Here is an 11,381-nt window from a genome sequence, read left to right as displayed (position 1 = left end):
GGCGCGGGCAGGGTGATCATCCTGGGGCGCAAGGATAACCCGGCGCGCAAAACGCCGCGGGGCCTGCTCGCATCAAAATATTACGAAATACGAATAAAAGCAGTGCGCCGCTTCGGACGGCGCACCTTGGCAGGCGCGCCATGCGACGGTTATAAGAGCAGTTCAACGCCTCTCGCAGCCCGTCCCAAGGAGTGCCCGCATGTTCACACGCCGCCGCTTTTTATATGGGTTGTCCGCATTGAGCGCCGGGACCCAATTCCCTGGCACGGTGCTGGCGGCTGATCCCGCGATGGACCTACGGCGCATTCCTTCGTCAGGCCAAACTGTGCCAGTCATCGGAATGGGAACGGCGGATAGCTTCAACGTCGGCGACTCTGAACAAGAACGGGCACCGCTGCGCGAGGTGATGCGCCGATTCTTCGCCGCTGGGGCCTCGGTGATTGACACGGCGCCCAGCTATGGGCAATCGGAAACCGTGATCGGTGATTTGCTGGCTGGGCTCGGCCTGCGCGACAAGGCGTTTCTCTGCACCAAGATCGGTGCGTCGGGCCGCGAGGCAGGACAGGCTCAGTTTCAGGAATCATTGCGGCGTCTGAAAACAGACAAGGTCGAGCTGCTGCAGGTGCATAATCTGCGGGATTGGCGCACGCAATTGGCGTTGATCCAAGAGCTCAAGGCCCAAGGCGCCGTCCGCTATTCAGGCCTGACTCACTATTATGAGGGAGCGCACGATGAGTTGGCGGACGCCGTGCAGGCCGCCAAGCCCGATTTTCTGCAGATCAATTATTCGGTAATCGCGACGGGTGCGGAAAAGCGCTTATTTCCCATGGCGCAAGACCTCGGCATCGCCGTATTGATCAATCGTGCCTTTGAGGATGGCCGATTGTTTCGCGAGGTGGCTGGCAAGGCGCTGCCTGGTTGGACGGCAGAGGCGGGCATCACATCATGGGCACAGGCCTTTTTGAGATTTGCGATCAGTCCGCCCGCCGTGACCGCGGTGATCCCGGCAACCAGCCGGCCCGATCGGCAGAGCGATAACCTGAAGGCAGGATATGGGCCGCCATTGACGGCAGAACAACGTCGATCGTTGCAGTCGATGTTCGCCTGATAGCGCGTGACGTGACATCCAGGCCTATGCCCATAAAAGCGAGTCTGATTCGCCTGCTGAACCTGCGCGACGGAGAGGGCGCTGCGGTGGCCGCAGGCGTGGGCATGTTTTTTCTGTTGTTCTGCGCGTATTTCATGCTCAGGCCTGTGCGCGAGACCATGGGCGTGGCTGGCGGTGTCGACAACCTGCAGTGGTTGTTCACCGGAACATTTGTGGTCACGTTGATCGCCATGCCGCTGTTCGGTTGGGTAGCTTCGCGTGCGCCACGGCGGCATATTCTGTCCTGGGTATATGGGTTTTTTGTCGTGAACCTGCTGGCGTTTGCCGTAGTGTGGTGGCTGCAGGCCGACATCGTATGGACCGGGCGCGTGTTCTATATCTGGTTGTCGGTGTTCAACCTGATGGCGATTTCACTCGCCTGGAGCGTGCTGGCCGACGTGTTTGCCGGCGAACAGGCACGCCGCTTGTTCGCGTTGATGGCGGGCGGCGCGAGTCTGGGCGGACTCGCAGGGCCATTGCTGGGCGCGTTGCTGGTCGAGCCCTTGAGTCATAGCGGTTTGCTGGTATTGGCGTCCGCGCTTCTGACCGCCAGCGCAGGCTGCGCGGCGTGGCTGCATCGTTGGCGTGACCGGTATCCCGACGTGGCAGAGGATGCCGATGATCGGATCGAGCGTCATCGCCCGCTAGGCGGCAACCCCTTTGCCGGCGTGACGGAGGTATTGTGCTCGCGCTATTTGCTGGGCATTGCCTTGTTTGTGACGCTCTTGGCCAGCGTCAACACCTTTATGTATTTCGAACAAGCGCGCATGGTGGCCGAACATTTTCCGGACCGCACACGCCAGACGCAGGTCTTTGGATTGATTGACGCGGTGGTGCAGGGCCTGGCCATCCTGACGCAGGTATTTTTCACGGGCCGGATTGCGCAGCGGCTAGGTGTGCAAGTGTTGCTGACGGGCGTGCCGCTGTTGTTGGTAGCGGGCTTTTTGTGGTTGGCGTGGTCGCCGGTGTTTGCCGTGTTTGTCGTGGTGATGGTGGTGCGCCGTGCCGGTGAGTACGCCCTGGTGCGCCCAGGCCGCGAGATGCTTTATACGGTGCTGCCTTCGGAACAGAAATACAAGGCCAAAAATTTCAACGACACAGTGGTGTATCGCGGCGGCGATGCAGTGAGTGGCTGGGTGAAACGCGGGGTGGACTTGATAGCGGACCAGCCGTCTTTGGCGCTGCTTTTGGGCGCGATGATTGCATTGGCTTGGGCCTTCACGGGGGCGTGGCTGGCGCGCCAGTATCGGCGACGGGAGCCAGGCGCAGGCAACCATGAAGAGCCGGGCTGATATCATCAGCCCGGCGGATGCTCGGGTGGCGGCGGCTGGGTCACTGAGTAACACGTATTCCCGCTGGTGTTAACTTGCCGTCTCCAGAACACATATCTTCTGCGACGCCTAATCGCCCGCGGTCCCTGTTATGGGCAGCACGATCCCCGTGATATAGCTCGAGCAGCACGGCGCTGCCAGAAAGACGTACGCGGGCGACAGCTCCTCCGGCTGAGCGGCACGGCCCATTTGTGTCTGTTCGCCGAATTTTCGAACATCCTGCGCTGCCCGGTCGGCAGGGTTCAACGGCGTCCAGACGGGCCCAGGCGCGACCGCATTGACGCGAATACCACGGCTGACCAGATTGGCTGCGAGCGCGCGGGTGAATGAATGGATCGCGCCCTTGGTCGCCGAATAGTCCAACAATTGGGGACTACCGCGCAGGCCGGTAACCGATCCGGTATTGATGATGCAACCGCCTTCGGGCAGATGAGGCAACGCAGCTCGGGCCATATAGAAATAGCCGTAGATATTGGTGCGCAGGGTTTCGTCCAGGCGCTCGTCCGAAATATCCTCCAGCGATTCGGCGTGTTCCTGAAAGGCTGCGTTGTTGACGAGAATGTCCAGATGCCCAAAGGCGCGGACGGTTTTATTGACGGCTTGTTGGCAGAACTCCGGATCGCGCACATCGCCACTGATGGTGATGCATCGGCCGCCTTCGGCCTCGACGGCTTTTTTGGTCTGGGCGGCGTCATCGTCTTCGTTCAGATAGGCTACGGCAATGTCTGCCCCTTCGCGAGCATACAGGACGGCAACAGCGCGCCCGATACCGGAGTCTGCACCGGTAATCAGCGCGACTTTACCCTCGAGCTTTTCGCTGCCTCGATATCCCGGTGCGGAATACCGGGGTGCGGGATCCAGATCGGATTCCCGGCCCGGTTTCTGCTGATGCTGGGCGGGCTGAGGCGGCTCGGGCTGACGGCGTTCGCCGGTCTGGGCCGGGCTGCTCGACTTGGATGACTTGGACGACTTGGCATCGCGTTGATCTTGGTCGCGTTGCAGTTCGCGTTGGCGGCGGGCAGTGGCGTCGGCGTCTTGATCGCGAGAACGGTTCGGCATCTGTTTCTCCTTGGCTATCGGGCGCCCAGGCGGGGCGCGGCAGAAGCTCAAAGCCTCGCAATTTGTATTCCCGGCTACGGGCGGGTACGCAAATTGCTGTACGAAACCGTACGGGCCCAAGGGGGGCTCCTGACGCAAATTCGGAGGAGGACTGCCGTCATGTCGACCATTCTGCTGATTGTGCTGATTCTTTTGTTGGTGGGCGCCTTTCCTGCGTGGCCCCATAGCCGCAGTTGGGGATACTTTCCCAGCGGCATCTTGGGCATTCTATTGATCGTCCTTATCGTCATGCTGTTGACGGGCCGGCTGTAGCAGGCCCGGCTAGTCCGTGCTGGCGCAGAGCGCAACAGGCCAGTCCTGAAATAGCGTATCCAGGGCGATTTCGCCTGTTGTGCTCAAAGGAAGTTCACGCTGGCTCAGCATGTCTTTCCAAACGAGGCCCGCCAACGAGGGCACGCGTAATGTCGTACCTTGCCAGAATTGTCTGGCGGCCTCGGCTTCATCTCTCGCATAACCCGCAATACGACGCGCGCACAATCGCGGTACGGCGACCAATGCCGTTCGCCGGCCCGTGCCGCGCAGAAACGCCACGACATGGGCGGCGCGAGGGCCGTTTGCACATAACGGCCGATAGGACCCTGCGAACAGAGTCGGCTGCTGCGCTCGTAGTTGCAGGGCTGCATAGATCAACGACTGCTTGACCGCCCCATTGCGCCAGTGTTTTGACTCAGGCCGCGCGATGATTCCGGAGGACAGCAGAAAACGGCGACGCGCGTAATCGACGGGCCGGCGGTTATCCGGATCGACCAGGCTGTAATCCCACAGCTCGGTGCCCTGGTACAGGTCTGGCACACCGGGGCACGTATTGCGTAGCAAGGCTTGAGCCAGGCTATTGATATGCCCCGGTTCGATCAGCGATTGCGCCAAGGCTGCCAGCTTGCGCAGTGGCTGGCGATCATGGCCGCTTGGGTCCAGGATATCGATGCAAGCCTGCGCGGCAGCTTCATAATGCTCGTCGGGATCTGACCATGAACTGTGCAGCCCCGCCTCGCACAGTGCTTTGCGCTGCCATGCGCCGATGCGCGCCAGCCATTCGCGTATGAGCAATGGGTCCAGCGTATCGATGTCGGCGGGCCAGTCCGCAGGCCATGAGCCGAGCAATGCTTGCAGCAGGATGTAGCGGTCGGGGTCGCTGAATGAGCTGGCCGGAAGCAAGGCCAGCCACTCTGCCGCCATTTCCGCCCATTCCGACGGCATCTCCGTCAACGTGGCCAGGCGCGCCCGAGTGTCTTCGCCACGTTTATGATCATGGGTCGCCGTAGCCAGCAGAGAATGCGGTACATGCCGGCAGCGCCACTGATTGCGGGCATGAAAGCCCTGTGGCCCCAGCGCAAATCGCTGCGGCCAGGCGCCTACCTCGTTACGGGATAGCAAAGTGCCTTGACGGTAATGGAGAGTGTCTTCCAGCGATTTCGCCGCTAACGGCGGGGTGACTTGCTGCAGCCGTTTCAGCGCACTGAGGCCCTCAGGCCCTGAGGGCGCATAGAGGTTACGCAGTAATTCATCCAGGCGCGCGCTGTCCGAGTCGGCCAGCATGGTGCGCGCAGAACGGGTGGCTTCGTCCCAATGGGTCCGATCCGCAGCGGATGGACCGCCATCCTCGGCATAACTGCGATAGACCGGGAATGCCGTCATCCACGCACCGAGCACACGATCCCAGGATGCCTGGTCCTCGGCTTTATGCGACGTGAGTTGTGACCATGCCTTCAGTAATCCGTGCCGTTCATGCGCCAGACGCCGGTCCAGCAGTTGCGCACGGATGTTGTGCAGCTGGTGTTTCAATCCCGTCGAATCGCCACCCTGCCCATACCAGCAGGCCAATAGTGGGCGGCGCGCGGACGGGGCATGCAACAACGCGCTCACATCATCCATGAAATCATAGCCAGTGGTGCCGTCGACAGGCCAACGCCGGTCGAGCGCCTCTTGCGGAGCCAGAATTTTTTCGACCACGATATATGGCGTACGTGCCGGATCGGCCTCCCGCATAGCCGTGCGCAGCCGGCGCAAATAGGCGCCGGGTTCCGCCAATCCGTCTACATGATCAATGCGCAGTCCGTCTATCCAGCCCTTGCGATACAACGCCAGAGGCAGCATGTGCGCCGCCTCGAACACTGAAGGGTCTTCGACCCGCAGGCCCACCAGATCGTTGATATCAAAAAAGCGGCGCCAATTCAGTTGGTTCGTTGCCGAGCGCCACCACGCCAGGCAATAACATTGTTGTTCCAGCAGCGCATGCAGGGCGGCTTTGCGTTCCGCATGATCCGGTGCGTCGGTGTAACTGGCCAGTGCAGCCAAGACCGACGGGCCCGATATGGGCAGGGCCTGACCGCCGGCCAACACCACCGGTTCGCCGTGTTGTTTGCCCAATTGGATATCCCCCTTGCACAAGGCAGAACCATAGGGCTGACCGAGAATGGGCAGCAGGATTTTTCCTGCGTGCATCTCCCAATCGATATCGAAGTAATCCGCATAGGCACTGGCGCGGCCATGCCGCAGGACATCGCGCCACCATGGGTTGCGCGCATCGGCGGCCATGTGATTCGGCACGATATCCAGCAGCAATCCCATTCCGCGTGCCTTGACGGCAGCGACCAGCCGTTCGAGCGCCTGTTCTCCACCCAGGTCGGCGCTGACGCGGGTGGGATCCAGAACGTCGTAGCCATGCATTGAGCCGGGACGAGCCTGCGTGATGGGCGACAAGTAGAGGTGGCTGACGCCCAGATCGGCGTAATAATCCAGTTGTGCGCGTGCTGCATCAAACGGAAAATCGGCATGCAATTGCAGACGCGCAGTGGCGCGTAATGTCATTGGCGGCTCCATACTGATCTACGGCTGATATCGCCTCTCCTTTACGGCGCACCTGTCAGGGAAGGGGTGGTGCCGGTGCGTGCGCCCATGACCATTTCCGTGATCCAGTTCACCAGCACCGATGTGTACGCCCGCTGCGCAGTTTTCTGCGTCAACGCATGATCGGCGCCGTCGATGATCCGATGAGTCATGGAATGTGCGCGCCGAAACGCCGAGCGATAACTCATGATGGTGGAGTGCGGGATGTAGTCATCCTGTTCCGATTCCACGATCAGCACATCGCCCGGAAATGTGGTGCATGCCGACAGCGCACGATTGCTCTCGGGCGCAACGTAATCACTACGATAGGCACGTAATACTTCCCGATTCAGTTGGTGCTTGGGCTTGAACCATTCATCGTCGAGATACAACGCGGGCACGTGCAAGGCCAGCCAACGGACTTTGCGCAATTCGGTCAGAATCGATGCCAGGTAGGCGCCGTAACTGCTGCCCACCACGGCGATTTCACCGGTTTCCACGGCAGGATGCGCAACCAGACGATCATAGGCCGCCATGACGTCGTGCAGGTTATCGTCGCGGGACACGTGTTCGCGTTGGGTTTCATTCGCGGCATGGCCTCGCAGATCAAAGGTCAGGCAGACGCAACCCAGGCCGGCTATTCCCGCTGCCCGTTTCAGGTCGAAGGCTTGATCGCCGCCCCAGCCGTGTATGAAAAGAATTCCAGGAATTTTGCTCTTGGGCGTCAGCAGCGTGCCCGCCAGGACATCATCTGCGACGTTGATGTCTATCGCGTCGCTATGAGCCACCATCATTTTCCCTCACTATGCCACCTGTCTTTGTCAACCATCCCACTTGGCTGTCTTGCCCGTGGAACACGAGATCGCCGGGGTCGGGCTGCTCGGATGCGGGTCCGTAACGCTCTTGCGTATAGGCACTGATTTCGCGGCAATCAGGGTGATGCGCCAAATGGAGTAGGGCGGATGCCTCGGCGATGCTCGCGCCTCCTGCTCGCCACGATTGTTCCAATACTCCGGCCCGCCATGTCCCGGTCATGGACTGTCCGAGCGCAATGTCGTAATTGCGGCGGGACGCGATCAGGGATGGGTACGCCTGGCTCACTGCAGCGTCATAGCGCATCGCCAGATTGACGGCGTGACGTTCGTTCTGCGTCATGTCCAGCGATGTGAGGGCAGCCGGCTCATCGAGGATGCAGCGCAGGATCGATCCGCCATAAACGTCCTGGCCGTTATTGTCCTGGGTCAGTCCTTGGGTGCCCACATACGACAACGTATAGCCGCCGACGCGACACCATCCTACGCTGTAGGTCTCGACTTCAGCCAGGTTCTCTTCCAGTACGACGCCTCGCGTGATTTCCTTCATTTCGGCGATGGCGCTTTCCAGTTCATCAACGTCCTGGACCACGCGCTGGCCCCGTCCGGCGTTGGCGTATACGGGCTTGATACGTATCGGTCCGTGGCGCAGTAACGCGGTGCCGGCTTGTCTTGCGTCCTCGGCAGAAAACGCGGTGTAGCCACTGAGTACGGCGTCCCCCAGGCGCTCTGCCAGGAAGTGGGACCAGCCCTCTGGGGCCGCGCTACGCTGGCGCCATAGACCGTGCGTAATCGCTTTACTGGCTACGAAATCGTACGGCACCATGCCTCCGAAAAACCGCGTTTCGTCGCTGATGCCCAGTTTCTGCGCGTGCACCGGGGTGATCAGCGTTTGATCAGGAACGTAATAAGGCGCCGCCCCAGGCCGGGCGCTATCGCCCTGGTACGGCTCCAGCACCTGGCATTGCAGCAATTCGGCGAGTTTGCGCGTCAGGCATAACTGCGTGGCGAGTTCATGCTGCGATGCATTGCTGTCGCGGGGATAGGCCATCACGCCGGCCGGAGAGAATCGGGAAGAGTGTGTCATGGCGCACCTGCAGCAAGCGCCATGCCTGGCCTCATTGCGGTGTCGGCCGGGATTCGCGGCGCCGGATGGACCATTTGGCCTCGACGACACCGAACGCCAGCAATGCCAACGCCAGAGGCAAGAGGAAATAGACGGCCCGATAAATTAATACCGCGCCCAGGATATCCACGGGAGGGAGATACTTCCCCAGTGCAGCGACGGTAATGGCCTCAGTGGTGCCCAGTCCGCCCGGTACCCGCACCACCAATGCCGCGACGCTGGCATACAACAGCACCCCTAATGCCGCTGCATAGGGCACGCGTCCCTGCAGCACAACATAAAGCACCAGGCCCATCAGGCCCCAGGACAGTATGGCGCTGAGGCTCTGCGCGAGCGCCATCCGTGCACCGGGCAACACGATACGCCACCTGCGCACCATCCACGTCCGTCCCGGGTATTTCAGACAAGCCAGAACATATGCACCTGAAAGCGCCAGCAGCGCGACGCCGACCACTCTCAATCCATCCTCTCCCCAGGCGATGGTCTGTGGCAGAGGGACGGCGCCGCTGACGAAGAAGGCGCCGGCCACCCAGCCAAATCCGATCCAGTTCGATAGGGCGGAGAACAGCGCCACGCGCGTCGGCACCGACTTGCGGCAGCCCATGCGCAGATAAAGCCGCAAGCGCGTTGCGAAGCCGCCGAGCAGCATGCCCAGGTTCAGGTTGAGGGCATAACTGAGCATGGCGATCCCTGCGACGCTGAACAACGGCAGTTTGTGACCGATGTAGCGGCGGCCCAGGACGTCCATGAGCGAATACGCGATATAGCCGCTTAGTGCGACGGCGATCGCCAACGCGATTGTGGGCCGGGGAAGGGCGCGCACGGCCTTCCACACACCGGGCCAGTCCACGTCGCGAGCCAGGTAATACAGCATGCCCGCCACGACCGCCAGGACCAGCACGGCCAGCCACCTGCCCAGAGAACGTCGAGCCCGGGGACTGATCCGAGTCCAGCGCCGCCTTGTCGTACGTATTCGGAATGTGTCCATGGAGATCCTCATTCTCCCGCCGGCTGCTGGCAGTCAGCAGGTTCTGCCGCTATGCGCTGCAGGCGAGGCTTATGGGCGGGCAGGCTCCCCACCCAGTTAGGAAAACGCCGTAATACGTGGAACACCACCACCCCGGCCCACAGCCGCCGCAGACGGCGTGTGCCGATCGACGAGCGGGGTATGCGCTCGCAGTCCTCTTGCAGCAGGCGTTCCAGACGCTCGCGCAATGCGCGGTTCAAGGCACGGTCCCGCATGAGCACGTTGGCCTCCAGGTTCAGGGCCAGGCTGAACGGATCCAGATTGCTCGAGCCCACGGTGCTCCAGTCCTGGTCGAAGCACGCGACTTTGCCATGCAGAGGGCGGCGGCAATACTCGTAGATCTCCACGCCGGCATCGATGAGATAGTCATACAGCATCGTGGCGGCGAGCCGGGCGATACGCATATCCGGCTCGCCCTGCAATATCAGGCGTACGCGCACGCCGCGCCGCGCAGCGCCTGCCAGGTCGTGCAGCAAGCGGTATCCGGGAAAGAAGTACGCATTGGCGATCAATACGTCCTCGCGGGCCGAGCGCAGGCTGGCGCGATACAGGCGCTCGATGTCCTGCTGATGCCGCGCATTGTCGCGTACCACCAGCTTGCCCGTTCCGTCTTCGTCGGGCACCGGGGCAGGGTCTGACACCGGCAATCTACCGGGCGCAGCCTGCACTGCCGCACGCATATAGGCAGCAATGTCGCCGCACAGCGGACCGCGCACGCTGACTGCGTAGTCCTGTTTGGCCTGGTCGCCATATTCGGTCAGGTGGTCTTCCGAAAAATTAATGCCGCCGACGAATGCCAACTCGTTATCCACGACGATGAGCTTGCGATGCAGGCGCCGGAACATATGGAACCGCATCCCGAACAGGCGCGGCTTGGGATCGAATATATGCACACGCACCCCGGCAGTGGCCAACTCGGCAAGAAAGGCGGGCTCCAGCGGATCAGAACCATAGCCGTCCAGCGTCAGTACGACCGCGACACCGCGTTGTGCAGCCTGGATAAGCGCCTGCTGCAATGACCTTCCCACCGGGTCGTCAAACAGAATGAATGTCTCCAGCAGGACCTCTTTGCCCGCTCGCGCGATGGCTGCCTCGACGGCAGGGAAAAAGGCATTGCCGTTCTCGAGCAGTTCAAAATGATTCCCTGTATGCCAGCCCGTGCTCATAGCGAGATCTCTGCGGTCAACGGCACATGGTCGGATAGGCCTGCCCACACGCGCGAGGTTTGTGGTTCGGGGCGCGAAGTGTGTACGCCCCGTACATAGATCCTGTCCAGGCGCAGGATCGGGCATACCGCGGGATACGAGCGCGCAGGCCTGCCGTAGTGCCGCGTAAATACCTCTTGGGCATCGCAGCCGGCCATGATCCGGTCGGCGCGCAATCGCCAATCATTGAAGTCGCCCGCAATCAGCAGCGGCTCATCCGTGGGAATCTGGCGTTGGGCCAGCTCGCACAGCAAACGCAGTTGGCGCTGCCGGTGACGCTCGCGCAGGCCCAGATGCACACACACCGCATGTAGCGGTTGCGCCAGCTCCGGCGGACGCAACACGCAGTGCAGCAACCCGCGCGGCTCAGGGCCGGAAATGCTGACATCGTGGTTGGTATAGGTAGCGATGGGATAGCGCGACAAGATCGCATTGCCATGATGGCCGTCCGGGTAGACGGCATTGCGTCCATAGGCATAATCGGACCATAGCGTGTCGGCCAGGTATTCGTACTGCGACAGTACCGGCCAATCGGGAAACCGCTCGGCATGCCCCTGATGCGCCCCGACGACTTCTTGCAGAAAGACAATGTCGGGTGCCGCGGAACGCAACGCCTCACGCAGATCGTGCAGCATGAAACGGCGATTGAAACTGGTAAACCCCTTGTGCGTATTGACGGTCAGCAACCTGAGGGCGAAGCGACTGCCACTGTCGCGCTGTGATTGCATGCTGCCTCCCTAGCCTGGTAGATGTGGCCATACTGCAAGCGGCATGCCCAGGGAGTCAGG

At 61.4% G+C, this 11,381-nt stretch carries 10 protein-coding genes; 3 read left to right on the top strand and 7 right to left on the bottom strand.

The annotated features are described in order from the left end of the window. Window positions 1-199: 199 nt before the first annotated feature. Both ACYVIT_RS14215 and ACYVIT_RS14210 read left to right on the top strand, forming a co-directional pair. Window positions 200-1,108, top strand: coding sequence for an aldo/keto reductase (locus tag ACYVIT_RS14215; RefSeq protein ID WP_415805204.1), 909 nt, complete (start codon window positions 200-202; stop codon window positions 1,106-1,108). 26 nt (window positions 1,109-1,134) lie between these two features. Continuing rightward, entirely contained in the window at window positions 1,135-2,439 is a 1,305-nt protein-coding gene (locus tag ACYVIT_RS14210; RefSeq protein WP_415805203.1) for an NTP/NDP exchange transporter, read from the top strand. Between the two features lie 108 nt (window positions 2,440-2,547). Here ACYVIT_RS14210 and ACYVIT_RS14205 read toward each other — a convergent pair whose 3' ends face one another. After that, the gene (locus ACYVIT_RS14205; RefSeq protein ID WP_415805202.1) at window positions 2,548-3,537 is read right to left on the bottom strand and encodes an SDR family oxidoreductase; all 990 of its coding nucleotides are present in this window, start codon (window positions 3,535-3,537) and stop codon (window positions 2,548-2,550) included. 159 nt (window positions 3,538-3,696) lie between these two features. Here ACYVIT_RS14205 and ACYVIT_RS14200 point away from each other — a divergent pair, with 159 nt between their 5' ends. After that, window positions 3,697-3,849, top strand: coding sequence for a DUF3309 family protein (locus tag ACYVIT_RS14200; RefSeq protein WP_094837876.1), 153 nt, complete (start codon window positions 3,697-3,699; stop codon window positions 3,847-3,849). 9 nt (window positions 3,850-3,858) lie between these two features. Here the strand turns inward: ACYVIT_RS14200 and treY are convergent, their stop codons facing one another. The 6 genes from treY to ACYVIT_RS14170 are packed head-to-tail and all read right to left on the bottom strand — an operon-like array spanning window position 3,859 to window position 11,321. Further along, a complete protein-coding gene (gene treY / locus ACYVIT_RS14195) occupies window positions 3,859-6,405 on the bottom strand; it encodes a malto-oligosyltrehalose synthase (protein WP_415805201.1) in 2,547 nt (848 codons plus the stop codon). A 41-nt stretch (window positions 6,406-6,446) separates the two neighbouring features. Further along, the gene (locus ACYVIT_RS14190; RefSeq protein WP_415805278.1) at window positions 6,447-7,214 is read right to left on the bottom strand and encodes an alpha/beta hydrolase family protein; all 768 of its coding nucleotides are present in this window, start codon (window positions 7,212-7,214) and stop codon (window positions 6,447-6,449) included. After that, complete coding sequence (locus ACYVIT_RS14185) at window positions 7,201-8,322, bottom strand: DUF3182 family protein (protein ID WP_415805200.1); 1,122 nt, start codon at window positions 8,320-8,322, stop codon at window positions 7,201-7,203. The genes ACYVIT_RS14190 and ACYVIT_RS14185 overlap by 14 nt, the downstream gene beginning before the upstream one ends. A 31-nt stretch (window positions 8,323-8,353) precedes the next feature. Next, complete coding sequence (locus tag ACYVIT_RS14180; protein WP_415805199.1) at window positions 8,354-9,349, bottom strand: lysylphosphatidylglycerol synthase domain-containing protein; 996 nt, start codon at window positions 9,347-9,349, stop codon at window positions 8,354-8,356. 8 nt (window positions 9,350-9,357) lie between these two features. Then, a complete protein-coding gene (gene clsB / locus ACYVIT_RS14175; RefSeq protein WP_460478211.1) occupies window positions 9,358-10,554 on the bottom strand; it encodes a cardiolipin synthase B in 1,197 nt (398 codons plus the stop codon). Then, window positions 10,551-11,321 carry an endonuclease/exonuclease/phosphatase family protein gene (locus tag ACYVIT_RS14170; protein WP_415805197.1) on the bottom strand — a complete coding sequence of 257 codons (771 nt, stop codon included), beginning with the start codon at window positions 11,319-11,321 and terminating at the stop codon, window positions 10,551-10,553. The genes clsB and ACYVIT_RS14170 overlap by 4 nt, the downstream gene beginning before the upstream one ends. Between the last annotated feature and the right edge of the window lie 60 nt (window positions 11,322-11,381).

The organism is Bordetella muralis (genome assembly GCF_054781015.1).
This window is presented reverse-complemented; position numbering and strand designations above follow the sequence as displayed.

What these genes read in the sequence shown, in the direction of transcription:
- clsB (WP_460478211.1), bottom strand. Translation starts at nt 10,554, where the DNA reads ATGAGCACGGGCTGGCATACAGGGAATCATTTTGAACTGCTCGAGAAC.
- ACYVIT_RS14185 (WP_415805200.1), bottom strand. Translation starts at nt 8,322, where the DNA reads ATGACACACTCTTCCCGATTCTCTCCGGCCGGCGTGATGGCCTATCCC.
- ACYVIT_RS14210 (WP_415805203.1), top strand. Translation starts at nt 1,135, where the DNA reads ATGCCCATAAAAGCGAGTCTGATTCGCCTGCTGAACCTGCGCGACGGA.
- treY (WP_415805201.1), bottom strand. Translation starts at nt 6,405, where the DNA reads ATGACATTACGCGCCACTGCGCGTCTGCAATTGCATGCCGATTTTCCG.
- ACYVIT_RS14205 (WP_415805202.1), bottom strand. Translation starts at nt 3,537, where the DNA reads ATGCCGAACCGTTCTCGCGATCAAGACGCCGACGCCACTGCCCGCCGC.
- ACYVIT_RS14200 (WP_094837876.1), top strand. Translation starts at nt 3,697, where the DNA reads ATGTCGACCATTCTGCTGATTGTGCTGATTCTTTTGTTGGTGGGCGCC.
- ACYVIT_RS14180 (WP_415805199.1), bottom strand. Translation starts at nt 9,349, where the DNA reads ATGGACACATTCCGAATACGTACGACAAGGCGGCGCTGGACTCGGATC.
- ACYVIT_RS14215 (WP_415805204.1), top strand. Translation starts at nt 200, where the DNA reads ATGTTCACACGCCGCCGCTTTTTATATGGGTTGTCCGCATTGAGCGCC.
- ACYVIT_RS14190 (WP_415805278.1), bottom strand. Translation starts at nt 7,214, where the DNA reads ATGGTGGCTCATAGCGACGCGATAGACATCAACGTCGCAGATGATGTC.
- ACYVIT_RS14170 (WP_415805197.1), bottom strand. Translation starts at nt 11,321, where the DNA reads ATGCAATCACAGCGCGACAGTGGCAGTCGCTTCGCCCTCAGGTTGCTG.